Source organism: Helicobacter bilis (assembly GCF_900198365.1).
Lineage (GTDB): Bacteria > Campylobacterota > Campylobacteria > Campylobacterales > Helicobacteraceae > Helicobacter_A > Helicobacter_A bilis_B.
In genome coordinates, this window is record NZ_FZMS01000076.1 from 1 (window position 1) to 25,636 (window position 25,636).

Genomic DNA, 25,636 nt, shown 5'->3' on the forward strand with positions numbered 1-25,636 from the left:
GGTTTATGGGGTTTTGCACCAAACTTTCACTTGAATAACATTCACCTGAATAACATTCTTGCAAAGTAAGGCACAAGTCCTAGCTTATTTTATTGTGGGGATATATTTTGCTAATGCTTCAATATCTTCTTCACTAAGCTTTGCAGTTTGAGCTTTCATTTGACCGCCCATTTTGTAGCGACTAAGCTTACCTGCTTTATACTCAAGTAAGTCTTTTTTAATTTCATCGCTGCTTAGATTTTTTACAACAGCTGTCTTATTAAGATAAGACTTTTCCATTTTTGCACCATGGCAAGTTTTACATTGTTTTGCAATGATTGCAGCTGGATCACTCGCCGCAAATGCAACACTACCTAAACCTACAATAACCATCAATGGCAACATCTTTCTCATAATCTATCCTTTCTGTAATTTGATTAAGCTTCAATTATACACTTTTTTTATTATTTCAAGCTTAATAATGGTAATAAAAACGCAGAGAAACAACATTTTTGGCAAGAAAGTCTCATGTTTAAGAGAAAAACTTCTTTGCTTGTCGTATTTTCTCCATTTGTTGTCGTGTGTCGTGGCGACTAGATTCTAGTAAATCTATGGTTTGAGATATAAGCTCTTTTGCTATATCTAAATATTCTAGCAATTCTTTATCCGCATTATTCATAGACATGCTTGTATCAAAAGGTAGATTCTGTGTTAGCATAAATGCTTCTTGTGTATTATTTTCAATAAGGGCAATTTTAAAGGCTTTGATCCACTCTTCTATCTTAGCTTTATTATACTGCATACTTTTTCCTGTATCAATGCTTTTGTAGATTTAGTGAATTTATCAATTAGCTGATTCTTGAGCCATTCACTCTTGCATGTTCTGTGCGTAAAAGGCTTAAACCATTTTCATCTTTACATGCTAGAATCATGCCTTGACTGATTTCACCCATAAGCTTTGCTGGGGCTAAGTTTGCTAATACGCATGCTTGTGTGCCTATAAGATTCTCCGTATCATAAAATTCAGCAATACCTGCGATGATTTGACGCGGTTTTTCTTCACCTAAATCAACTTGTAGTTTTAAAAGCTTTTTGCTTTTTGGGAGTTTTTCTGCCGCGATAATTGTGCCGACTTTAATGACTATTTGCTGAAAATAGTCAATATTAATCGTATCGTTTATACATGGCTTATTGATAGAATCTTTCTCTTTTTGTGGCTTATTTTCTACAAAAGGTTGGTGCATTGTCTTCATGCGTGGTTCTTCTATCTTTGGAAAAAGTGCACAAACTTTTTGTATCATAAAATCTTGTATGTATCCTTGCTTTATTATCAGTGTATCAAACTGCTTAGAATCTATGCTGATATTTAATGCCTTGCTTATCTCTTTGCATGAGTTAGGCAGTATTGGATAAAGAAGTAAGGCTGCTTTTGCAAGAATATTTGCGATAAGATTCAAAAAGGCTTTACATTCTATACTTTTTTCTTGCTTCATAAGCTCCCATGGGGCAATTTGTGTAATCATAGTATTTGCTAGATAGAAAAGCTCCCATACGGATTCTAAAAACTTATGCGGTTGCATAGAATCCATATAGGCCAAACTCTGCTTAATAATGCGAGAAATTTCTTCTTTTTGTGAGATATATGCGTTTTCATCATAACTCTTACTTAAATCAAACTGAAAATATTTTTCACTCATGCCAATAAGTCTATTTAACAGATTCCCTAAATCATTGCTTAACTCCCCGTTATTGCGAGTGATAAGGGCTATTTGTGAAAAATCACCATCTTGTCCAAACGGCACTTCGCGCAATAAAAAGTAGCGGAATATATCAGTAGGATAAGCGTTTTTAATATCAAGCGGGTGGATTACATTGCCTATACTTTTACTCATTTTCACACCATCAATAGTCCACCAACCATGCACTAAAATGTGCTTTGGCAGTGGCAAACCCAAACTCATAAGAAATGCAGGCCAATATATCGCATGAAATCGCAATATATCCTTACCTACAATATGCGTTGTATTATCAAAATATTCCATTTTAGATTCTAAACATGGATTTTGCTCCATTTTATAGCTTAGCTGCTCTTTTGCATTATTGTAGTCTAATCCATAGCCAAGCGCACTAGCATAGTTCATCAACGCATCAAGCCATACATAAATGATATGCTTGCTATCACGCAATTTTAATGGGATCTTAATCCCCCATTCAAAGCTTATGCGAGTAATGGATAAATCTTGTAAGCCTTGCTCTACAAATTTTATAACTTCATTTCTTTTGTGTGAAGGCATAATGCAGTTTGGATTCTCTTTATACCATGCTAAAAGCTTGTCTTGATACTTTGAAAGGGCGAAAAAATAACTCTCTTCTTTGACAAGGCGAGTTTCTTTCTTACCGCTACAATCAGGGCAGTAGATTCCATCTATAACTTGTGTTTGTGTAAAAAAGCTCTCACAGCCAACGCAATACATGCCCTCATAAGCCCCCTTATAAATATCCCCCCTATCATACATAATCTCAAAGGCTTTCTGCACAGCTAGAATATGCTCAAAATAAGTTGTGCGGATAAATTTATCGTAATCTATATCGTATTCACGCCATGTATCGCGGAATTTCTCACTGATAGAATTTGCATATTCAATCGTTTTTATCCCATGCTTTTTTGCCGCTTCTTCTATCTTTTGTCCATGCTCATCTGTGCCTGTAAGGAAAAATACATCATCGCCCCTAAGTGTCCAATATTTTTTCATAACATCAGCAAGAATAGTAGTATAAGCATGTCCAATGTGTGGCACATCATTGACATAGTAAATAGGCGTTGTTAATAATTTCTTCATTTAAGTCCTTTTGTGCGTTTTTTTATGAATAAAAAGCTTTAATTATACTTGATTTTGTTGGTTTTTTGCAGTTTTAAATGTTTGTTGGCAATATCTATTATAATAAAGTTATAGAATCGAGTAACTTTTAATCACATATTCTCCCTTTATTTATGAAATAACGATAAAATAAAGCTTTTATCTCACTAAAATTCAAGGATATACATGCGAGAGTATGGCAAGAGAAACAAAAGTCTTGCAAAGGCGGTTTATATTGAAGAAGCAAATCTAGATGATTATATTATGGTTGATATGCGAGATGAAGAAGAAGTATGTGCAGCACGCATTAAAGGTGTCCCAAATATTAAAGAAACACATGCCCTTTTCAACCTTGCTAAAGACAATCCAGACAAAAAGATACTCATACATTGTAAAAGAGGTGGCAGGGCGTCTGCTATGGGGAGTAGGCTTGTAAGGCTTGGTTGCGATAATATCTACTTTTTTGATGATACCTTTGCTAGATTCTATGAAAAGTTTGAGATTGTAGGTATCGCAAAAGATTGCTTAAGAGATTTACAATAGCTCTTTAAATTTTACTTTTTGGATACGACACAATGAAAAATCTTAATTTTTATATTTTATCAGGGTTTATATCATCGGCTTTGCTTGTAGGTGGCTTTGGAATCTTACAAGCACAAAATATTGCAGACCACACACAAATGCAAATCGCACAAAGCACACCCAACACACAAACACCGCCAAAGAAAAAGCTAACACAGGCAGAAAGAGACAGGGCATTACAAAAATTCATGGCAGCAGTGAATCTTGTTGAAAGTAGCTATGTCAGCGATGTGGGTACAAATGAGATTATTGAAAAGGCAATCTCTGGTATGTTAAGTAATCTCGACGCACATTCTGCGTATTTACCGCAAAAAGATTATGAGGATTTACGCACAAAAACAAGTGGTAGTTTTAGCGGTATAGGCATAACCGTTGGCATGAAAGATGGGGCATTAACGATTATCGCACCACTTGATGACACACCTGCTAAAAAAGTGGGCTTAAAAAGCGGGGATATTATCCTAAAAATTGATGATAATCCAACACTTGATATGAAAATAGACCAAGCCGTATCGCTTATGAAAGGCAAAAAAGGCACAAAAGTAACACTTACAATCATAAGAAAAGGCGAGACAAAGCCGCTAAAGTTTGAGATTAAGCGAGATGATGTCAAAGTCCGCTCTACTTTAGTAAGTAAGATTGAAGAGACAAATTACGCTTATGTTCGCGTTGCGACATTCGATCAGCATGTAACGCGTGAAGTGAAAAAAGGCTTAAAGGATCTTGGCAAATTTGAAGGCATTGTGCTTGATTTGCGTGGGAATCCGGGCGGATTGCTAGATCAGGCTATCGGGCTTGTGAGCCTTTTTGTAAAAGATGGCGTGGTTGTGAGTGAGCGAGGTAAAATAGAGAATGTCGAGCTTAAGACTTCAGGTAAAGCAGAGTTTTTACATGAGCCTCTTGTGGTGCTTGTAAATGGTGGTAGTGCATCTGCGAGTGAGATTGTAGCGGGAGCATTGCAGGATTATAAAAGAGCTGTTGTTGTGGGAGAAAGCACATTTGGCAAAGGAAGTGTGCAAAAAATCTTTCCATTTGGCAGAGAAGCTAAAGAGGCAATGAAGCTTACCATAGCAAAGTATTATTTACCAACAGGCAGAAGCATACAGGCAGTAGGTATTACCCCAGATCTTGTTGTGGCAGAAACTGAAGTGCCTCTAAGTGATGAGAATCAACTTGAGTTTAAAGAAGCGGATTTAAAACGACATTTAAAAAATGAGTTATTACAAGAAGAAAAGGAGAATAACTCAAAAGCAGATTCTAAAGATTCTGAAAGCAAAGATATTACACAAAGCATGGTTATGAAAGACATGCAGCTAAAAAGTGCTATCGATGTGCTAAAAACTTGGGCAGTTATTAAAGGCACGGCAAAGTAGGCTTTTAATAACTTGCAGCATAAAGGGATAAAACTAGTTTTTACTCACGCCTAGTTGCTGTTGTGTGTAGTGTGTTTTTAGAATCTGACTCCCCAAAAACTGCCCAATTTCATGATAGAATCTAGGTTAGGTGTTTTGTTGCATTGAGTATGATATATTAGAATCTAATCGCCATTCTATACTTGAGTGGCTATAAGATTCAGTCTAGATTCTAAAAATGCAAATAAAATATAAAAACCTTAAGGAGAAATACTTATGAAAAATGTAGTAACACAAGAAAAAGACTTTTTGCAAGAAAATCTTGTAGAAGCAAATTTGCTTTATGAGGGCAAAGGGAAAAAGCTGTATAAAACGACATTAGAGAATACTTTGCTTGCGGCGTTTAAAGATGATTTAACAGCATTTAACGCACAGAAAAAAAGTAGTGAAGAGGGCAAAGGGAGTTTAAATTGTCAAATTTCAACGCAGATTTTCACACTCCTAGAATCTAAGGGGATAAAAACTCACTTTCTACAAACCTTGCAAGATACATATATGCTATGTAAGAGCTTAGAGATTATCCCCATTGAAGTTGTAGTGCGAAATATTGCTACTGGGAGTTTGAGTAAGAGACTAGGCATTCAAGAATCTTTAGACATAAAAGACACGCCGCTTAAAGCCCCGCTTGTAGAGTTTTATTATAAAGATGATGCTTTAAATGATCCTATTATTACAGATTCTCATTGTCTTTTAATGGGACTTGCAAACACTGATGAGATAGCAAAGCTAAAGGAGTTAGCATTGCAGGTGAATGAGATATTGAAAGAGTATTTTGATAAGGCTTCATTGCGACTGATTGACTTTAAGCTTGAGTTTGGCAGAGATTCTAATAAAAATATCTTACTTGCTGATGAGATAAGCCCTGATAGTTGCCGCTTATGGGATAAAGCAACAAATAAAAAAATGGATAAAGATATTTTCCGTCAAAACCTTGGTAATGTAACAAGTGCGTATAAAGAAGTGTTGTCTCGTCTCGCAGAGATTAAGTAAAATATGCGTTTTTTCTTTTTTATATTATGTATTTTTAGCTTCACTGCATGTTCTATCAATCGTCAGCTTGTCCCACTTGCAAAAAGTAAGGAAATCGGCTTTGTAAGTGATGGTAGTTTTGTATTGCAAGACCCCCCACCCGGTAAAGCACGCATTTATGTGTATAGAGAGAATAATCATGTCGGCTCATATCTAGGCTATACATTGCGAATCGAACATCAGCCAAAAACAGATTCTAAAGGGCGTCCAAGTTATAAGAACTATCAAGATTCACTTGGCTATATGGCAATGGGCAAGACCTTTTTAGCTGATGTGGAGGCTGGATATCCTATCGCCCTTATGGCAAAGACAGAAGCTACAAGCTATGTGCTATTTACACCTATGGAAGGAGAGATATATTGCATTAAAGGCAGTATGAAAAATGGCTGGACTATGCCTAGACCGCATATTGTTTTTGTAGATAAGCAGACATGTGAGGAAGCATGGATTGACTACTTTTCAAACAAAAATGTAGAGTTTCAAAATCAATGGCGTAAAGTCTATAATGAAAAGGGCGATAGGATTAGACTTGATACGCCTACAAAAGCACGCGTTACGCAATAGCTTATATAGATTCTGTTTTTATAGAATCTATTTTTACTAAAAGATTTTAAATTCTTGCTGTTTTGCACCCACCTAAATGGTTGAAATTCTAAAACTTAACACAATCGCTTGTATAACTAAGCATTACAAAAAAGATGAAACATCTATTTTAGACTTTAAGTTTTAGATATTTGCTTATACTCAATATAACAAGAATCTTAAATATAATAATATAATAAACTTTGCTTACAAACACCTTGTAAGCAAATTATTTTGAAGGGGTAAAAAATGAGACTATTAAGAATCTTTCTCTTTAGCGTTATGATATGCGGGGGCTTGAGGGCTGAGGGCATACCTTATGGCTGTTTGAATGTACTACAAATCGCTTCATTTCATTATGGTTTTAGCACAGATTTAAACAAGACAGATTCAGATAAAGTAGCTAAAGATAGATTTAGTGGAATAGTTGGCATAAGTGTAGGGTGGAATTTCTTTGGAGACATGAGATTTAACCCAGAGCCCACTATACCCATTCCTTTTACCCATTACGATATGAGCTTTGGTCTAAGGGCTAAATATCTATTTATGAACTCTTATGCCCCCACTCACTCTGTGGGTGGAATGCTGTATATTTACCCTTCAAGAGGTTTTATAGGCACCCTTAATCTTATAATTGGTGTCGGAGCAAACTTTAGCGAGATACATAATCTCAAAGCAAATGGAGCATATATTGAAGTAGGTTTGGGCTTATTAAAAATAAGTCCACTTTTAGTCAATACCGATATTACCTATCGTGCAAATATCTATGGCAGACATAATGATTTAGATTTATGGACAATCCACAGCTTAAACTTTGTTTGGACTTTTTTCTAATGTTTGTTAGCTATGAAGTCTTAACATTTTAGCATTATAAAATCTAAACAAATAGAATCTAGTCAGTTAAAAATATCACTTAAAAAATATTTGCACTTCAAATAGTAATGATGTATAATTGCGGATAAAAAGAGTATAAACAATGACTTATAAAAGAACAAGGACAAAGCATATAACATTTATTATTTTAGGTATTATAGCCTATCTATTTTACATTATGATGAGTGATATTTATCCTATTCTGCCACCGCTTATGGGTATGCTATTTCTCATCTTTCACAAGCATTATAATGATGAAAAGTTTTATATCTCAACGATTGTTCTTATATGCTTATTTTTCTATGAGTTTGATAAAACCTTGCTTGTGGGAGTTATCCCTTGTGTATTTTTTATCGTTAGATTCTTTGTAGCAGAGCAGTTAGAATCTATTGTGCTTATAAACGCACCTTTTGTGCTTGTTTATGTGTGTTCTTTATATTTGCTTTATTTTGCGGGTTTATTATTATGTAATATTTTGTTTAAAACACCTATGCTATCCTTTTCAACAATCTATATGTATTATCTTATAATGGATTGTATAATCGCATTGATATATTACTACCTTGCTATTAAAGAGTGATGATGAAAAATATACCCCAAACTTTTCGGATTCTGTATGCTATTTTTGGTGTTGTCTTTGCCATTATTATTATAAAGCTTTATATACTTGCTGTTGCTAGGCATGAATACTATGATAAACTATCGGTGGCAAATACGATTAAAACAGAAATCCTTGTGCCAACAAGAGGGCAAATACTTGATAGGAATAACGAACCTTTAGCGATAAATGAGCTAGGCTTTACTCTGTCCTTGCGTAATCGCTTGAGTAATGAAGAGCTAGAAAAAAGTGTCGATTTTATCGCTTCTCATATCATTGATATAGATAAAGAAGAGTTACTAGAAACTTATAAAAAATTTAATAGCATTTATCGCCGCACACCAGTTACGCTTATAGATTTTGTATCTTACGCACAAATGCAGATTATATATCCTGCCATGATACAAGAAAATAATATTATTATAACCCCAACTACTAAGCGATACTATCCAAATAACGCTTCAGCCGCACATGTTATAGGCTATATCGGGGCAAGTGATGTGCGTGATAGAGAAAATGATCGTGTTTCACGATACACAAAGATTATCGGTAAGCAAGGCATTGAAAAGCAGTATAATGAATTTTTACAAGGGCAGCTTGGCGAAAAAGTCATACAGGTAAATAGCCTTAATCAGCAATTACGACTAATCGATGAAAGACCCGCTACAAGTAATAATGATATGAAAATAAGCCTTGATATGCGTTTGCAAGAGCGGCTTGATTCTGTATTTAGTGAGCATAATGGTGCAGGTATTATTATGGATGCACATACTGGCGAGATACTTGCAGCGGGGAGCTATCCAGAATATAATATTAATGACTTTGTTGGTGGAATCTCACATAAAAAATATAAAGATTTACTAGAAAACCCCTATAAACCACTTATTAATAAGCTTATTAGTGGTCAGTATCCACCCGGATCTGTTATCAAAATGGGTATGGCATTAGCATTTTTGGAATTTACCGATACCACAGAAAAGACAATCATTTCTACACCCCCATATATTGAGGTTAATAAGCATAAATTCCGCGATTGGAAAGCAGGCGGACATGGTAGTGCTGATGTGTATAAGGCGATTAGAGAAAGTGTTGATGTATATTTCTACAAACTCGCACAAATCGCAGGGATAAATAATCTAGCCATTGTGATGAATAAAATGGGATTTGGGCAAAAAACAGGAGTTGATTTACCTTATGAAAACTCTGGAATCTTCCCCACACCAGAATGGAAAATGAGAAACTATGCACAGCAATGGTATGTAGGCGATACTATCGTTACTTCCATAGGGCAAGGCTCTTTTCTATCCACACCCATGCAAGTGGCACGATATACCGCCCTTATTGCAAGTGGTAAGCTTGTAACACCGCATTTTGCTAAAGAATTAGGCGGTAAGCCAACAAATATGCCTATAAAAGATGTATTAACAAAGTTTGAGCACTCAAAGCTACCCGCCTTAAGACTTGGCATGTATCAAGTCTGTTCTGATCCATCTGGCACGGCATATCGTGTAACACAAGGCACACAAGTAAAACTTGCATGTAAAACAGGGACAGCCCAAGTCGTAGGTATCGCACAAGATGCATTAAAAAGAAAAAGGGAAGCCGATATGGAATATTGGCATAGATCGCAAAGCTGGATTACTGCCTTTTTACCTTATGAGAATCCAAAATATGTGATTACTATCTTAATAGAGCATGGTGGAAGCGGCGGTCGTGGCGGTCCATTACTTGTGCAGCTTGCAAACGCCTTGCGTGAATTTGGGTATGTGTGATTAAAAGCCAGATATAAAAGATTTTTCGCTTCTCATAAAATTCTTATGAAAGAAAAATGTTGGCTTTTTTGTAGAATCTCTTTTGTTGCTAGAGATTCGCATTTTTTATTTTAATATTAACTCCAAACAATCTTATTTGCCGATTGCATAGCAGGCATCATCTACATTTTCTTTGCATGCTTTTTCTAAAAATGGTTGCGATATCGTATGCGTTAAGCCAAAGAGTTCTGCTATCTCATAGCATTCAGTGCTAGAGCAAAGCGTTAAAAGATTATTAATTGCTGATTCTATATTATGTGAATGTTCATTGGGGTCGACACCATAAACATTAACTACAATATGTGCTAATTTTTTACACTCATCTTTCTTTTTATTCTCGCATTGCCTCATTAAAATATCTTCATATTTTTTTGAAAATTCCATAAAGCAGTATTCCTTATATTTATATACTCTCTGCACTTTAAAATTATCATATTCATCAACAAATCCTTCACACCCAACACCACCGCTGTAACATTCTTCACTCATGTATTCATTACTTGCCTTGACACACTCATTAAACTTCTCTTCAATATCTTCTTTCAAACCCGCATATACAATACTCATGCAACAAAACGCTAATATAAACAATTTACGCATGTCTATCCTTTATAAACTTAGAGTCTAACTCAAATATTAACACAACTTTTCGCATTATAAACATCACAATCTCAAATAGCCTTGATATTACAGAATTTTACAAAATATGACAACATATCGCAAAACACTACAAAATCTTACACAACAAACGCCTAAAACAGCGGCATATCCATCTCGCTTGGGATAGGTATCTCCATAAGCTTTAAGATACTTGGGGCGATATTGCTTAACGCGCCATTTTGTATAGAATCTATGCCATTAGAATCCACAAAGCAAAAGACATCGCCTAGCGTGTGATTTGTTAGCGGTTTGAGATTGGCATCTTTCATTTCTTCGCAATTGCCATGATCGCTTGTCATTACAATGCTATATCCTTTTTGCTTGGCAAGATTCCATATCTTTGCTATCTCCTTATCGACTGCTTCAACAGCTTTTATCGCTGCTTCAAAATTGCCTGTATGTCCCACCATATCGCCATTAGCAAAATTCACAACAATAAAATCATAGCCTTTATTGATAAAATCACATACTCCATCGCCAACTTCTCTAGCACTCATCTCTGGCTGTAAATCATAGGTTTTCACCTTTGGCGATGCCACTAAAAGCCTTGTTTCACCCGCCCATTCTTCCTCCTTACCACCATTGAAAAAGAATGTTACATGCGCGTATTTCTCTGTCTCTGCGACATGGGCTTGTTTTAGCCCCCTTTTACTTAGAATCTCAGCAATAGTATTTTTCACCTTATCTTTTGGAAAAAGTATAGGAAAAGGGAAACTCTCATCATACTCACACATACAGCCTATAAACAGATTAGGAAAAAACTTTCTAGGAAATTCACTAAAATCCCTTAGCCCCAAACTCGCAATAATCTCTCTAGCCCTATCACTGCGATAATTTACAAAGATAAAGCCCTCTGTGTTAGAATCTAGATTAGTCTCATTGATAAAATTTTGCGTATTATCGCTATTATATGCCTTAAAACCCATATAGCCATTAAAGCTAGCAGGTTTTATAAACTCATCAAAAATGCCCTCATCATAATGCTTTTGTATATAAGATTCTATACTGCAAGTCTGCGGATTATCCCCATAGGCAAGGACTTCAAAAGCACATTGCACCCTATCCCACCTTTTATCCCTATCCATCGCATAGAATCTCCCGCAAACACTAGCTATCTGTATGCTATCACACAGAATCTCTTGCAAAGATTCTAAATAGGAAAGAGAGCTTTGAGGCTTTACATCTCTGCCATCTGTGATTAAATGCAATAAAACTCTTTTTTGTCTCTCTTTTGCTAATAGGGCTAAACCTTTTAAATGATTAAGGTGTGAATGCACCCCGCCATCACTTGCTAATACGCATAAATGCAAGGTTTGTATAGAATCTAGTATGCTATTTAAAGCCTGATTAGATTCTATGCTTTTATCTTGCAAGGCATTATTAATTTTTACTAAATCTTGATAAAGGATACGCCCACTGCCTAAGCTCATGTGTCCTACTTCAGAGTTTCCCATTTGCCCTTCTGGTAGCCCTACACTTAAGCCATAAGTGCTAATGAGTGAATGCGGGACATGTTTAAATAAATAATCATAATGCGGCTTTTTCGCATGAAAAAAGGCGTTATACTCTGTCTTTTCACTATGCCCAATGCCATCTGTAATGATAAGGACTACTTTTTTCATTCTTTTTCCTTTTTGTGAAGCTAGATTCTCAAACAATAAAGTAAGATTATAACAAAAAATATAATATCTATAAGCCCTATTTGGATTATTTACTTTCTATATCTGCGTAAAACACTTGAGTAATACTCAAAAATCCTGTCATGTTGAGCATTACGAAAAAGGCGAAATATCATTTTTAGATTCCAAGCCTTTGGGTGGGTGCAGGGTTTAGGGTGCAATATAGCAATTATTTTAGATTCTATAAAAGATATTTCGTGCTTACGCACTCGCACGAGCAAAGCCTTGCCCACACTTGCAAATATGACAAAACCTTAGATTCCAAACCATTGGGTTGTCATTTTGAGCGTAGCGAAACATCTAGCATAGATTTTAAAATAAATACAAAAACTATCAGAACGCATAAAACCTTATGTAAAGCAAAATATGTATAAAGATTTATAATTTAAAAAATATTTCTGTATGTTTTCTATTTATTTACTATTTGTTTTTTTGTAGATTGCCGACTTACGTTTATGCAAAATATTTCTACTTAAAAAGGTAACAAAATGGCAAATAGAGAAGATAAAGGGTCTGTTTCACAGACTACAAACGGAAGTCAAGTCGTTGTTGTGAAGCAAAAAAGTGCAATTTTAGTCATTTTAATGTATGTCTTTAGTGGCGGGTTTTTGGGCTATATAGGCGTGGATAGATTCTATAAAGGCGATTATGTGCTTGGATTTATAAAGCTTTTGATGGGGTCTATGGGGATTTTTCTTGGGATTATGTATGGGGTTACATTTGTAATTGGTGCGATTTTTACAGGTGAGATGATCGGGTTTAGTCTTGGTGCTGTTGTTGCTTTCGGTGTTGTGGGTATATATTTGCTGTGGGTGTTTATCGACTTTTTTCTTGTGCCTATTAACATTATGATAAAGAATGCAAGGCAAGTAGATTCTATAAAGCGCAGAACTTATAATAAGGCTAAATAGCAAATATAGCAAATTTTAAGCATTGAGTTTGGCAGATATAAAAGAGACGAGAAAAGTATGAAAAAGTTTATATTGACATTATGGCTATGTGCATGTGTGGTTTATGGTGATGAGGCTGAGAGTGAGCATTTGAAGAATAAGGTAGCATTTATTGAGAAAAATTTTGATTCTAAAATGGCATTAGAGATACAAGGGGCTGGAATAAAGAGTGAGACCTCTAAGCTTTTATTTAAAGTGGCAATGACTCCACTTTTATATGAAAGTGGATTAGAGGGAGACGACTCAAATGGTGGCTGGGGGGGCTTCAATGGTGATGATTTTTGGAATAGATACTATGATTTAGAAAAGCGTGTGAAAAAAGTCTGCGGGACTCTCATTACAGAACAAGAGACAAGACAGGAAGTTAAAAAAGATTTTTTTACTGGGCGACAATACACTGCAAATGAAGATTACACTGTGTATAAGCAAAACTATACTCCCGCCGAGCAGAAATGTATAAAATCTCTTGCTACCTTAGAGCTAGAGATGAATAGAGATATAGTCAATTGGAAACTAGAGAGAATGAAAGCAGATGGGACTTATGATTACGATGCTAAAAGTTATCAGCTAGCAGATACACTATGGGAAAAGTTTAATAGATATGCTAAACTAGGCTTGATTAAAGACTACAATAAACCCGGAATGGATAAAATCACTAAGGGATTATTCTATATCTGGGTAGTGGAAGAAGGAAGTCTATATAGCAAATTGGATAGCATTGATAGATTTCTTGTGCATTATGGATACAGTCTTAGAGAGTATTTTTCATTTCTCTATGAATCTATGGAAACAAATCTTAAAACGCTAGAAGAGCTACTAAAAGATAAAAAAGTCTATTTAAGTGCTAAAGAATACGAAGAGGCAGTAAAGAAACAACAAGAAGCAGATAAGCTTAAAAAGATTGAGTTGCTAAGAGAGTTTGTGCTTAAAAGTGGGGACATCGCGTATAACGAAGACAAAGAAAAACTATCTCATTATTTTAATAAATGTATGAGTTTAAGTGATGATGGAGCAAAAAAGAAAGAGACTTTATTGGGTGGGGAATACGCAGGGCTTTTAGATGAAAAATATTATGACTATGATGGCAACTCTTATACCACAAAAGCTGAAATAGAAAATACACCACTATATAAACAATTAGCATGGTGTGCCTTAAAAGAAACACTTGATAGGGAAATATCATATAGACAAGAAAAAATATTTGAAAATTGGCGTTATCGCTCTATTTATAATGTCGAGTTATAATGTCGAGATTGAGCGTGTTGTTGAAGCAATTTTGATGAAAAAATGGGACGCAATGGAGAAAAAATATCCTTATACAGATTATGAAAGTGCGATTAAAAACCCTTGGTATAAAGATGAAGCCAAGTTGCAAACTTTCATAAATGATGTAGATGATGATATTGCACCTATATTTGAAAACCACATGAAGGAGTATCAACAATGTAACAAGAAAATGTTTGAAGGCGGCAGAAAAAAATGCAGGGAAAAATTGAATGCAAAAACACTCAAAATGCTTGAAGCAAAATTATAATAAGGAGCAAAACCATGAATACACAAGAGTTGATTAAGCAATATGTTAAAATCGTAAGCGATACACACTTTGAGCGTGGAAAGCAAATCGTTTCAAAAAGACTAAATATAACCGAAGAAGAAGCAGAGGCACTCTCACAAACAAATGAGTTTCAAGAGATTGGAGAGCTAAAAAGAAAGTTTGATGATAAAAAACGCCCAAATACTGAAAGCAATAAAGTAAAGCTTTTATTTGATGACTTCGAGGATTTTTATAATTGGTATAAATCCCAATAAGGCTTGATTGTTTTTCACTCTAAAGATTCTAATACAAATCTTCACAAATACGCATACTTCAACCTAAGCCTAAAGCATGTGTATTAAGATTTATAACCCCCCCCCCCCTTTTTTTTATCACCTTGCCATTAATCCAAATAACTTTAAATCTTTACTAGATTTTTAGATTCCACAATGTATTTTTATATATCCTTTATTTTATGTTATAATTCCTGCTATTTTGCGATGTGAGGTGTGTATGAAAACTTTATTATATAGTATGTTTCTATGTTGCTTTGGATTTTGTATTGCAAATGCACAAGACACAGAAAACTTGCCCCCGGTTGAAGTCATACGCATAGGACCAGATACGCCAAGTGGTGGTATGAAGACCACAGATTCCAAAAAAGAAAAAAGCTTTGATACACTAGATGAACTTCGCGTAGATGAGCTAACGGGTGTGCAAGATACGCCACCAAGAAATGAGCAGTTAGTTACCTCCAAAAGTCGTCAGCAAACCTATGAAATAGACGATAAATTTAGAGAAATGCTAACACAATGCGTAAATAACAACAAAGCAATGTGTGCTCAAGCCTTAGCATTTGCGGATAAAAACTCAAAGCAATGCAATCTCAATAGCACAGAAGTTTGCAGGGCTTACGCACAAATCTATCTTTTGCATAATCAACGACAAAAAGCCCTAAATGCAAGGCAAATCGCATGTAATGGCGATAATGCTACCGCATGTTTTGAAGCATGGAATCTCTATGAAAGTGGTAAAGGCATTAAGAAAAATCCAAAGCAAGGATTTGGGTTACTTACTCGCTCATGTGATTTCAAAAACGCACAGGCTTGCTATCAACTTGCAGGATATTATCGCACAGGCGTTGGAGCGGAACTTAATCTAAAAAAAGCAAAAGAATTATATAGCAAGTCATGTGATTTAGGGAATTCTGAAGCATGTGATGCGTATAATGAGTTTTTATAATCCTAAAGAGATTTGATGTATATACGATTTTTCATACTTCTTTTATGTAGCACATTTTCTTATACAATCTTTGCAAAAGATATTGAATCTTATGTAAAGATTCCATGCAATGAGACAAATGCTACGCTATGTGATTGTGCGAAAAGCTTGTATAAAGCACTCACAATACTTGAAAAAATACAAAATCACAACTTTAAACTTATGCAACAACAAATAAGAAAACAAGCACAAGAAGGCACAAACACACATAAAAGAAGCGAAAGACATGCAAAAAGACGACATTTTTACAATCACAACTGATGAATATCATGCGTTAAGCAATAACATGCAAAAGTTTTGTAAAGATTTTAAGAATCTAGATGAGAAGGAACAACAAATCCTTTTTACACTAGAATGGAATAAAAAAGCGTTATTTCAAAGTCGCAATGATGTAGCAAGATTCTGTAAAAATCAAATGTAAGGGGATATAATGTTAAATGATAAAAGCATACTGATTACAGGTGGCACAGGTAGTTTTGGCAAGAAGTTTGTAGAAATCGTGCTGAAACTATACAAGCCAAAAAGGCTAATTGTATATAGCCGCGATGAATTAAAGCAATATGAAATGGCTCAAATCTATAATGATAAATGTATGCGGTATTTTCTAGGCGATGTGCGGGATTTACAACGATTAGAATCTGCGCTAAAAGATGTGGATATCTGCATACATGCAGCCGCCTTAAAGCATGTCCCAATCGCTGAATACAACCCTATGGAGTGTATCAAAACAAACATTCATGGTGCAAGTAATGTCATTGAAGCATGTCTAAAAACAGGCGTAAAGCATATCATTGCCCTCTCAACAGATAAAGCCGCAAATCCAATCAATCTCTATGGTGCTACAAAGCTTTGTAGTGATAAACTCTTTATCAGTGCGAATAATATTAAGGGCGATAATCCAGCGAAATTTAGCGTTGTGCGTTATGGTAATGTTATCGGTAGTCGCGGCAGTGTCGTGCCGTTTTTCCGCAAACTTGTGAGTGAGGGGGCAGCTGAGCTACCAATCACTGATTTAGATATGACAAGGTTTTTTATCTCGCTTGATATGGGCGTGCAGTTTGTGATTAAGAATCTAGCTAGAATGCAAGGTGGTGAGATCTTTATCCCAAAGATTAAAAGCATTAAAATTACGGACCTAGCACATGCTATCGCACCAAATGCGAGTTTTAAGATTATCGGCAAAAGAGCAGGGGAAAAACTCCATGAAGTGATGATAGGCGAAGATGATTCTCATCTCTCTTATGAGTTTGATGACTTTTTTATCATATCGCCTAGCATTATGTTTCAAATGCCAATTGATTATACAACAACGCTTTTAAATGAAAAAGGCAAACCTGTCCCACCACATTTCACTTATGCAAGCAACACAAATACACAATGGCTTACTAAAGAAGAGTTATTGCAAGAACTTGCTAGGCTATCTTAGATTGTTTAGTATGATTTGCTTAGATTCTATAAATAGATATGAAACTATTGATTTAAGCAAATGTAGGGCGTAAGGTGCATAAACGCTATTACTCTAAAAACATAAAGGAAAAGTATGCTTACTAATATTTTATATCTTTGTGTGGGCATATTGCTTTGCTTTGTGTTGTGGCGTGTTGTGCTTGGATTTTTTCTCACAGGGCTTGGTGTGTCTCATAAGATAGTAAGATATACCTTGTTGCATTATATGCTAATTTGTATTTATGTAGTATTTGCGTATATTATGGGTTTGTATTGTATAAATGGGGCTATCTATATAGATATGCTATATACACAAGATTCTATGTTTGTAGCCCTTTGTTGTCTTATGGGCTTTGTGCTTTTACATATATTAAGTGTGCTTGATCTTTATACGCAAAAAGTGCCAAATATATTGCTTGCTATTCTCTTTATTTGTGCTAATATTCTTTATTATGTAACACATGAAATGTATGATTTGTATGCTTTTGGTGTTTTAGGTATTGTGTATGGGGTGTATTTTATGTTGCATTTAGTGGGTAGTCGGCAATATTTAGGTGAGGGCGATGTGTGGATTATCGCTAGTCTTGCTGTTATTTTAGAATCTTTTTTTGCCTATCAAATAAGCTTTATTTTTGAAATGCTATGTGTGGCTTCTTTAATGGGTATTTTGTATTTTTATTTTAATGTATGGAGATTAAAGAGAGTGCGGTCTAGTGGCTATAATGTTAAATGTGATAATGTAGATTCTATTGAGTGTGATGAAATATCTAAACTAAATGACATAAGGGATTTTTCGCCTTCGGCTCGCACAATCCGCAAGAATTTTGCCCACACTTGCAAAAATGACAAGATTCTAGATTCTAAAAACCATATAGAAAACACAAAACAGAATCTAGATTCTATAAAGTTTGCACCCTTGCACCCTGCACCCACCCATTTGGATAAGAATCTAGATTCTACACAAAAACCATCTCAAAGCCCCGCATACATTCAAGCGGTTGAGAGCCTAGAATCTAGAAAAATGCACCCTAAACCCTGCATCCACCCAGATTTGGTAGAGAATCTAGAATCTAAAAATTGTCATACTGAGCAAAGCGAAGTATCTAGCATAGAATCTAGACGGGGCTTAGATTCTATAAAAGATTTCAAAAAAGATATTTCGCCTTTTTCAAAGGCTCAATATGACAAGATTCTAGAATCCAATAATCCTGCTACTATTCAAGCGATTGAAAATCTAGATTCCAAAAATTTCACACAAAAAAACCACGCACATAATCAAACAAAAAATAATATAGAATCTAAACCCAATAATTTAACAATAAAACAAATCCCATTTATCCCCTTTCTTTCACTTAGCTTTTTATGTGTGAGTGCTTATCATGTTGCTTAAAAAATATGTATTACGCTCGATTGGGGAGATGTTCTTCCCATTCTTTTTTGTGTTATTTTTCATCGCTTCTATCATTCTTTTATTAAACATCGCCATGCTTACAAATGGGGTAAAATTAAGCATGATTGACTTAATGCAGCTTTATCTCTATGGCATTCCTGCAAATACTTTTTTTGTGATTGCCCTTACTTTTTATAGTGCATGTATTTTGGGATTGAGTAAGCTTTCTTATGAATCTGAAATGCTAGTCTTCTTCTCACTTGGTGTAAGTCCTAAGGATATTATACGCATTTTACTGCCCTTGTGTGTGTTGGTTAGCTTTGTGCTTTGTATGTTTTCATTTGTGATGACACCTAATTCTAAACAGGCATATAAGGATTTCATAAGCCTTAAAAAAAATGAGATTAATATCGATTTAAAGCCCGGTGATTTCGGGCAAAAGATTGGCGATTGGCTTGTATATATTGATTCTAAAGATAAGAATGTTTTCCATGGGCTTGTGCTATATGCAAACACGACAGAACAGATAAAAGATAATTTTATCATCGCAAAAACGGGTAAGATTGAGAATAGACAGGGCACTTTAGAGCTTGTGCTATATGATGGCGATGCGTATTTTAATGATAAGGATTTCTTGCAAAAAATAGAGTTTAAGGAAATGGTCGTGCGGAATTTCCTTGATGGCACGCAAGATAGCGATTATAATGTCTTTACATATTGGGCGAGTGCGTTTCAGGGTGATTATAAGCAGCTAAAAAGATTCTCACAATCATTTTGCACTTCTTTATTCCCGCTTGTAAGCATATTTTTGATACTCTTTTTTGGGATTAAAAATCCTAGATTCCATAAAAACTATGCGTATTTTTATGTGCTAGGCAGTGGGAGCTTTTATCTTTTATCCATGTATGTATTATCTATGAATTTCCCTGCTTTAAGTCTCTTATTACCACTTATTTGGCTTCTTGCAGGATATTATCTATATAAAAAATATATTAAGCGATTTTATTAATGGAGACTTGTAATATTGTTTGCATTATTGCGTATGATGGATCAAAGTTTTGTGGCTTCAGTCATCAAAAGCATACAAAAGGTGTGTTAAGTGTGGCAAACTTTTTTGAGCTTACCTTGCAAAAAATCGGTATAAAGGCACATATTATAAGTAGTGGTCGCACAGATAAAGATGTACATGCAACAAATCAAGTGATTAATTTTCATGCAAAGTTATACATGCCTTTAGAAAAAATGCAGAAATTACTCAATGATAGATTATATCCATTTGTGTTTATTAAGAGAATCTTTATTGCAGATTCTAACTTTCATGCGAGATTTAGTGCGAAATTGCGGATTTATCGCTATGTTTTCACACAAGCTGAATTGCTGCCCTTTTATAGCAACTATATCGCAAAAGTGAGACATGGCGATATTTCACTCTTACAAACAGCACTCAATGAGTTTATCGGCACACATGATTTTTCACTTTTTAAAAAGAATGGCAGTGAAACAAAAGATTTTATACGCACGATTGTAAAAGCACATATTTTCCCCGCAAAGATTCATAATATTTCGTGTTTTGTAGCACATGTTGGGGCAAATGGCTTTTTGCGTTCGCAAGTAAGAATTATGCTTAAAGCTTGTTTTGAGTTTAGTTTGGGTAGAATTACACTTCAAAATCTAGTGCGTCAAATACAAAATGATATAACGCTAGAAAAAAGCCTATGTGTGCGAGAGTTAGCCCCAGCTTGCGGGCTATATCTGCACCGCATTATATATTAATTTTAAGGTAAGATTATGCAACAATTACAGCAAAATATCGCAGAAGATGATGTCAAAATCCACTTAGCATGTAAAAATGTCTTTTTATCTCTATCACTTGGATTCTATTTAAAGGGGCATTTGAGTGCGATTGATAAGGCAGATTTCATCATCACAGATTTTACTCTTGCAAAGGAAAAATTCGCACATATTCCCATTTGTGTGATTGGCAGTGATTTGCATATCCCTTGCAGTGTGTATGAGATGTTTTCTCAACTCCATGAATTTTATAGTCATGTTAATGCAAAACAGGCTCAAATATTCCAAAAAGATATACACACACTGCAGCAAAATGAATTAAAATACAACAAAGCACCTCAAACAAAGAATCTCAACACACAAGATTCTAAAACAGCAAAACAAACCCCAACAAACAAAGACATAGTAGAAGCCATAAAGCAGCAAAAAATGCAAGAGATTATCCAGCAAACAAATCCTGCTCTAAGCGGACAAATAGAATTGCTTTTCAATGAACTTTCACAAAAGATTTATGATACTTTGAATAATAATAAAGGGTAGTAAAAAATCTAGAATCTAGCTTAAAATTTGCATAGAATCAATTAGCAATCTTATTGCACAATAAATAGAAAGATAGTAAAAACAGGTAGGCTAACGCTCACTAATCGAATTAAAGGAAAAAATCTTATTTTGCTTTGAAAGTAGCCGCTCGTCCTGTAACCCTTATGATATTTTTACCAAAAGTTTTTGATATGACTTCATAGCGAGGTAAAAGTATCGTATCGCATTTGTTATCGACACGGATTATAAAAGAAATTATTGCGGGAGTTTGAGTGTGTTTTGCACGCCATTATCTGGGGATAAAGGTGTATAGTCATCAACCCCAATGGTTACTCCTGTGGACATATTTTTAAACAAACTGTGGCCCGGCTTTCTCTCATAGTAAATCATTTCACCTGATTGCTGGAATCTTTGCACCGAAACTCCATTGGGACCTACTTGCTTCCCTTTGCCGCCAAATATATCTCGTCCAAACAAAATGTCTTCAAATAAATCACCATAGCTCACTTTCCCAAAAAACTTCTTAGAGATAGGCCATTTATAGCTGCATTCTGTAAGCACACACATTCTCCCTGCTTTAATGCGGATACTGCCAATAGTCTGTGCGTATTTAAAAAGCTCTAACTTCACAAGTCCGCTTTTATAGGTATTAAGCCTCCCATAGTCATAAAACTTGAAAGGTGCGGTATTAATATACACTAGCTTTACATTACTTGTGATAAGATTTTGTGGCTCTTGCTCTTGCGGTGTGAATACATTCTCAGCTTGTGCGTTTGCACTGCCACCATTCATCGTAGGGTCATAAATGCCATCTGGATTCTTTGGATTGGTAAGCTCTTTGTCGCTTTTCCACGAACACGCCGCTATAAAAAATCCTAAAATACATACACTAAAACCCTTAGTGATATAGGCAAAACCGCTTTGCAATTTACACATTCTAAACCTTTTTATTTTTTGCATTTTGTAATATTAGCACATTCTATGTGAAAATTAACCATTATTCAAAACACGATGCCAGATTCTACCATCAAGTTTTACTTCCATATTTACTTGACACAAGCCATCTTTATATGCTGTTTCTGTGATTTCTGCATTTTTAATTAAAGCTTGCACTCTACCTTTGATAGTTGAGTTTTGTGCGATTGCATCACGGATTGTATCGTTTGCGTTAATTCTAATACCATACATTTTTTCACCGATTTGCCTATACGCATCTACGATTGCTGCACGCTTTGCTAATGCTAGGGCTTGTGCTGGAGATACCGTAGATTCTGGAGCTACGCCCATACCAACCGCTTGAATCTCAATGATATTATTTGGTGTTAGTAATGGAGAGTTTTGAATCCCAACAGATACATCACTATCACTTGCCCATTTTCTCATATCACTAAAGTTATTTGCATTTGATCTATCAAACCCTTGCTCATAACCACCGCTACCACTTCTTGTGTTGCGTGAATAATCGCCTCTGTCATAGCGAGGTGCTGGATTATAATCATATTGTGATGGTGGAACTGCTGGTCCTGCTTGCATTGGATATGCGGTTTGCACTGATGGAGCTGCTACCGGTGGTGTTGTAGGCTGTGCTACAATGCCGCTATTGCCAACAGGAGCTGAAGCCATAAGGCTAGGATTTGCATTGTAACCAACAGGTGGATAAGTAGGCACAGATAAAGGTGCTAAAGCTGGACCTGCTGCAGGTGGAACTAAAGCTGCATTATCTACACTTGAACCGCTATCTACACAACCAGTTAAAAGAGCTACAGAAATAACTGAAGCCGCCAAAATTGTCTTTTTCATATTAATGTCCTTATTAAAAGAGTATTTGTGCAAACCTTGCACTTGACATGTATGAAGCAAAAGGTGTGCCAAAATAAAATTTTCTATAAAAGTATAAAAAATATTTTGGATTTTTTGTATAAGATACGCATTTTAGGGTGTGTTTTGTCGTGCTTTAAGATGTGAAATATTTATGGATCTTAAACTATTAATGTTATTCATGTGGATTTTTATAGAATCTTCATAGATTAAAAACACGGAATTTAGTATCAGAGTTATAACATTTAGCTAGGTTTTTAGTGTTATTTTGGTGGGCTTTTTACTCTATTATGATTTACATGCTAGAATACTGGCTTATTTTATTTTGGAGTATGAAATATGAAAAAGAAAATTGCGGCTTTTATAGCTTTGAGTTTGAGTGTAAATCTAGCAAATGCGAGTAAAATCACTGATATGATACAAAAGCAAACAGGACAAGCTACAACGATATTAAAAGAACAAGCCCTAAGTCAAGATAGTAATCTCAAACTATTAACGCTAAAAGATAACTCAAGTGGATATAAAGTGCTTGCGGTTACAAATAAGCAAGAAAGTATTTTTCTACCTATTACACAAGCGTTTTTTACAAATAATGATGAGGATAGGGAGCTAGTCGTCCAAGAGTTTCAATCCATAACAAATTATAATACGACTTTCAAAACACAAGCAGCGGTAAAAAAAGAGATAGCAAAACTACCGCAAGAATACATTGTAAGTCTTAAGGGCAAAACAAGCAAAAAGGTATTCTACATTATCTCTGATCCGCTTTGTCCGCATTGTCAAGAAGAGCTGAAGCATTTAGATGAGAGATTGAAACAAGGCGATGTAAAAATGATACCTGTTGGCTGGATGGGAGTAGAGTCAGCAAATAAAGTGGCTGAACTCTATGAAAAACTAAAGACCGCAAAAACAGATTCTGAAAAAATCGCTTTGCTAAAAAAAGCTTATGATAAAAACTATAAAGCACCAACTGCAAAAGATGCAACACGCACAAAGGTGCAAGAAGTCGTCCGCTCTCTCATGGGTAAAGGCAAGGCTGAAGGCACACCCTACATTATAGAAGAGGATTTATAGTCTTGCAAATTGGAGTTGTTGATTATGGCGTTGGCAATATCGCAAATGTCATGCGTTGCTTGGAGTATGTAGCTAGGACGGAATCTATTAAGCGTGTTAGCACACATAAGGACATACAAGCATGTGATAAGATTATATTACCCGGTGTCGGGGCATTTGGCAGTGCGATGGAACATTTGACTGAAAGAGATTTGGATAAATCTTTGTGTGAATACGCAAAAAGCGGTCGTTATATGCTTGGAATCTGTCTTGGTATGCAGCTACTTTTTGAGAAAAGCTATGAGTTTGGCAAATATAAAGGGCTTGGCTTAGTGGAGGGCTTTGTCGCACCTTTTGGCTCAAGAGAATCAATAGAATGGTATATAAAAACGAATATCAATTTACAAGACATAGAATCTAAAGGGTTAGATTCTACAAAGTCATATCCTACACCCAATAATCACTCAATAGGGATAGAATCTAGATTCTATAAAGTTTGCACCCACCCAAATGGTAGAGAATCTAGCTTCGACACAAGATGCACCCCAAGCCCTGAATACACCCATAAAGATAAAGAAACTAGATTCTATGAAAATACACCGCAAAACACTACGCTAACTCAAGTAAGTGAGAAATTAGATTCTAAAACAATGGCTTGTCATACTGAGCCTTTGGGCGAAGTATCTAGCATAAAATCCAATAAAGATATTTCGTGCTTACACACTCAATATGACAAAAACCTAGATTCTAGTAAAAATTGCACCCCAAACCCTGCACCCACCCATTTGGTAGAGAATCTAGAATCTATCTATACAAACATTCAAGGCCTTTATACAACAAACAATAACAAAGCACAGAATACGCATTTAAAAATACCTCACATAGGTTGGAATAAAAACTTTATCAAAAAGCCACACAATTTATGTGCTTCTATGAAAGATTCCTTTTATTTGTATTTTGTGCATAGCTATCATGTGTGCTGTGATACTCGTTTTATCATTGCTGCTTGTGATTATGGAATCTCATTTCCTAGCATTATCGGTAAAGAGAATATCTTAGGCATACAGCCACACCCAGAACGCAGTCATGAAATGGGCTTTAAACTCATGCGTGATTTTTTGCAACTTCGCTAATATTAGTCAAAACATGCAAAGCTATATCCTATCTATGCAGATACCAAACTATGTGATTGATATTTTAAAGATTCTAGAATCTCATGGTTTTGAAGCCTATATTGTAGGTGGTTGTGTGCGTGATAGTTTGCTTGGTTTGTCGCCAAAAGATTGGGACATTACAAGCAATGCAGAGCCTATGCAAACACAGCAAATTTTTGATTTATATGATAAAGATTTTGAAGTTATCCCTATTGGTTTAAAATATGGCACTTTGGGGATTAGAGATAGAAAGACAGGGAATCTTGTCGAGATTACGACATATCGCTTTGAGGGTGAGTATAAAGATGGGAGACGACCTGAATGCATACAATTTGCAAAAACTCTGCAAGAGGATTTATCTCGCAGGGATTTTAGCATAAATGCCCTTGCGTGTAGAATGCTGTATAAAGACATTAAGACAGAAGAGCATGTTATACTATGGGCGGATGCAGGGCTTAGAGTGCAAAATAGCAAGAAATTAGAATCTAGCGATTGTCATATTGAGCAAAGCGAAATATCTAACACTTTAGAATCTAAAATGGACTTTTCAACTACGACTCAAAACGACAAGAATCTAGATTCTATACCAAATCAGGGTGGGCTGCGGGGTTTAGGG

28 protein-coding genes and 2 pseudogenes are annotated in these 25,636 nt (G+C 35.4%); 22 read left to right on the top strand and 8 right to left on the bottom strand.

The genetic code is table 11. The annotated features are described in order from the left end of the window. Positions 1-84: 84 nt before the first annotated feature. The 3 genes from C6H08_RS09345 to metG all read right to left on the bottom strand — a co-directional run bounded on the left by C6H08_RS09345 (position 85) and on the right by metG (position 2,819). Positions 85-393, bottom strand: coding sequence for a c-type cytochrome (locus tag C6H08_RS09345; RefSeq protein WP_034565744.1), 309 nt, complete (start codon positions 391-393; stop codon positions 85-87). A gap of 118 nt (positions 394-511) precedes the next feature. Beyond that, entirely contained in the window at positions 512-781 is a 270-nt protein-coding gene (locus tag C6H08_RS09350; RefSeq protein ID WP_034565742.1) for a hypothetical protein, read from the bottom strand. A 46-nt stretch (positions 782-827) separates the two neighbouring features. Continuing rightward, positions 828-2,819: a methionine--tRNA ligase gene (gene metG / locus C6H08_RS09355; RefSeq protein WP_034578870.1), complete on the bottom strand. Its 1,992-nt coding sequence runs from the start codon at positions 2,817-2,819 to the stop codon at positions 828-830. Between the two features lie 204 nt (positions 2,820-3,023). Between metG and C6H08_RS09360 the strand changes: the two genes are divergently transcribed. The 7 genes from C6H08_RS09360 (at position 3,024) to mrdA (ending at position 9,685) form a co-directional block, all read left to right on the top strand. Beyond that, positions 3,024-3,380 (top strand): rhodanese-like domain-containing protein, encoded by a 357-nt coding sequence (locus tag C6H08_RS09360; protein ID WP_034578871.1) that lies wholly within the window; start codon positions 3,024-3,026, stop codon positions 3,378-3,380. 32 nt (positions 3,381-3,412) lie between these two features. Continuing rightward, on the top strand, positions 3,413-4,792 hold the full coding sequence (locus tag C6H08_RS09365; protein ID WP_034578872.1) for a S41 family peptidase: 1,380 nt from the start codon (positions 3,413-3,415) through the stop codon (positions 4,790-4,792). Between the two features lie 255 nt (positions 4,793-5,047). Further along, positions 5,048-5,821: a phosphoribosylaminoimidazolesuccinocarboxamide synthase gene (gene purC / locus C6H08_RS09370; protein ID WP_052093027.1), complete on the top strand. Its 774-nt coding sequence runs from the start codon at positions 5,048-5,050 to the stop codon at positions 5,819-5,821. Positions 5,822-5,824: 3 nt separating this feature from the next. Continuing rightward, positions 5,825-6,424, top strand: coding sequence for a hypothetical protein (locus tag C6H08_RS09375; RefSeq protein ID WP_034565734.1), 600 nt, complete (start codon positions 5,825-5,827; stop codon positions 6,422-6,424). A 267-nt stretch (positions 6,425-6,691) separates the two neighbouring features. Further along, a complete protein-coding gene (locus C6H08_RS09380) occupies positions 6,692-7,276 on the top strand; it encodes a hypothetical protein (protein WP_034578873.1) in 585 nt (194 codons plus the stop codon). Between the two features lie 142 nt (positions 7,277-7,418). Further along, on the top strand, positions 7,419-7,895 hold the full coding sequence (locus tag C6H08_RS09385; protein WP_034578874.1) for a hypothetical protein: 477 nt from the start codon (positions 7,419-7,421) through the stop codon (positions 7,893-7,895). Between the two features lie 2 nt (positions 7,896-7,897). Then, positions 7,898-9,685, top strand: coding sequence for a penicillin-binding protein 2 (gene mrdA, locus C6H08_RS09390; protein WP_034578875.1), 1,788 nt, complete (start codon positions 7,898-7,900; stop codon positions 9,683-9,685). Between the two features lie 132 nt (positions 9,686-9,817). Here mrdA and C6H08_RS09395 read toward each other — a convergent pair whose 3' ends face one another. From C6H08_RS09395 to C6H08_RS11360, 3 genes are all read right to left on the bottom strand, one after another. After that, positions 9,818-10,324, bottom strand: a complete 507-nt coding sequence (locus tag C6H08_RS09395; protein ID WP_034578877.1) for a hypothetical protein — start codon at positions 10,322-10,324, stop codon at positions 9,818-9,820. Positions 10,325-10,476: 152 nt separating this feature from the next. Next, the gene (gene gpmI, locus C6H08_RS09400; RefSeq protein WP_034578878.1) at positions 10,477-12,006 is read right to left on the bottom strand and encodes a 2,3-bisphosphoglycerate-independent phosphoglycerate mutase; all 1,530 of its coding nucleotides are present in this window, start codon (positions 12,004-12,006) and stop codon (positions 10,477-10,479) included. Positions 12,007-12,095: 89 nt separating this feature from the next. Next, entirely contained in the window at positions 12,096-12,278 is a 183-nt protein-coding gene (locus C6H08_RS11360) for a hypothetical protein (RefSeq protein WP_138196199.1), read from the bottom strand. Positions 12,279-12,551: 273 nt separating this feature from the next. Between C6H08_RS11360 and C6H08_RS09410 the strand changes: the two genes are divergently transcribed. The 12 genes from C6H08_RS09410 to C6H08_RS09460 all read left to right on the top strand — a co-directional run bounded on the left by C6H08_RS09410 (position 12,552) and on the right by C6H08_RS09460 (position 20,995). After that, positions 12,552-12,974: a hypothetical protein gene (locus C6H08_RS09410; RefSeq protein ID WP_034565726.1), complete on the top strand. Its 423-nt coding sequence runs from the start codon at positions 12,552-12,554 to the stop codon at positions 12,972-12,974. Between the two features lie 57 nt (positions 12,975-13,031). Continuing rightward, the gene (locus tag C6H08_RS09415; RefSeq protein WP_034578880.1) at positions 13,032-14,258 is read left to right on the top strand and encodes a hypothetical protein; all 1,227 of its coding nucleotides are present in this window, start codon (positions 13,032-13,034) and stop codon (positions 14,256-14,258) included. Positions 14,259-14,292: 34 nt separating this feature from the next. Next, positions 14,293-14,547, top strand: a complete 255-nt coding sequence (locus C6H08_RS09420) for a hypothetical protein (protein ID WP_034578882.1) — start codon at positions 14,293-14,295, stop codon at positions 14,545-14,547. A 14-nt stretch (positions 14,548-14,561) separates the two neighbouring features. Further along, entirely contained in the window at positions 14,562-14,822 is a 261-nt protein-coding gene (locus C6H08_RS09425) for a hypothetical protein (RefSeq protein WP_034578884.1), read from the top strand. A 238-nt stretch (positions 14,823-15,060) separates the two neighbouring features. Further along, on the top strand, positions 15,061-15,789 hold the full coding sequence (locus C6H08_RS09430) for a tetratricopeptide repeat protein (protein ID WP_034565723.1): 729 nt from the start codon (positions 15,061-15,063) through the stop codon (positions 15,787-15,789). Positions 15,790-15,804: 15 nt separating this feature from the next. Then, positions 15,805-16,089, top strand: coding sequence for a hypothetical protein (locus tag C6H08_RS12075; RefSeq protein ID WP_233708555.1), 285 nt, complete (start codon positions 15,805-15,807; stop codon positions 16,087-16,089). Beyond that, a complete protein-coding gene (locus C6H08_RS12080; RefSeq protein ID WP_233708556.1) occupies positions 16,055-16,249 on the top strand; it encodes a hypothetical protein in 195 nt (64 codons plus the stop codon). Before C6H08_RS12075 ends, C6H08_RS12080 begins: the two co-directional genes overlap by 35 nt. Before the next feature lie 9 nt (positions 16,250-16,258). Then, positions 16,259-17,254, top strand: coding sequence for a UDP-N-acetylglucosamine 4,6-dehydratase (inverting) (gene pseB, locus C6H08_RS09440; protein WP_034565722.1), 996 nt, complete (start codon positions 16,259-16,261; stop codon positions 17,252-17,254). 114 nt (positions 17,255-17,368) lie between these two features. Continuing rightward, positions 17,369-18,664 carry a prepilin peptidase gene (locus C6H08_RS09445; protein ID WP_034579251.1) on the top strand — a complete coding sequence of 432 codons (1,296 nt, stop codon included), beginning with the start codon at positions 17,369-17,371 and terminating at the stop codon, positions 18,662-18,664. After that, on the top strand, positions 18,654-19,673 hold the full coding sequence (locus C6H08_RS09450; RefSeq protein WP_052093025.1) for an LptF/LptG family permease: 1,020 nt from the start codon (positions 18,654-18,656) through the stop codon (positions 19,671-19,673). The genes C6H08_RS09445 and C6H08_RS09450 overlap by 11 nt, the downstream gene beginning before the upstream one ends. Next, the gene (gene truA / locus C6H08_RS09455; protein ID WP_034579249.1) at positions 19,673-20,437 is read left to right on the top strand and encodes a tRNA pseudouridine(38-40) synthase TruA; all 765 of its coding nucleotides are present in this window, start codon (positions 19,673-19,675) and stop codon (positions 20,435-20,437) included. The genes C6H08_RS09450 and truA overlap by 1 nt, the downstream gene beginning before the upstream one ends. Before the next feature lie 15 nt (positions 20,438-20,452). Continuing rightward, entirely contained in the window at positions 20,453-20,995 is a 543-nt protein-coding gene (locus C6H08_RS09460) for a hypothetical protein (protein ID WP_034579247.1), read from the top strand. 255 nt (positions 20,996-21,250) lie between these two features. On the opposite strand, the gene C6H08_RS09465 is transcribed toward C6H08_RS09460, so the two are convergent. Further along, positions 21,251-21,931 (bottom strand): HP0838 family lipoprotein, encoded by a 681-nt coding sequence (locus C6H08_RS09465; protein WP_034579245.1) that lies wholly within the window; start codon positions 21,929-21,931, stop codon positions 21,251-21,253. A 54-nt stretch (positions 21,932-21,985) separates the two neighbouring features. Next, positions 21,986-22,339 (bottom strand): annotated as a pseudogene (locus C6H08_RS12590) (LPP20 family lipoprotein); the annotation flags it as partial. A gap of 813 nt (positions 22,340-23,152) precedes the next feature. Between C6H08_RS12590 and C6H08_RS09475 the strand changes: the two are divergent. The 3 genes and pseudogenes from C6H08_RS09475 to C6H08_RS09490 all read left to right on the top strand — a co-directional run. Next, complete coding sequence (locus tag C6H08_RS09475) at positions 23,153-23,887, top strand: disulfide isomerase (protein WP_034565709.1); 735 nt, start codon at positions 23,153-23,155, stop codon at positions 23,885-23,887. Positions 23,888-23,889: 2 nt separating this feature from the next. Continuing rightward, positions 23,890-24,999, top strand: a complete 1,110-nt coding sequence (locus tag C6H08_RS12085) for a glutamine amidotransferase-related protein (protein ID WP_034565707.1) — start codon at positions 23,890-23,892, stop codon at positions 24,997-24,999. Positions 25,000-25,012: 13 nt separating this feature from the next. Beyond that, a pseudogene (locus C6H08_RS09490) lies at positions 25,013-25,636 on the top strand (CCA tRNA nucleotidyltransferase); the annotation flags it as partial.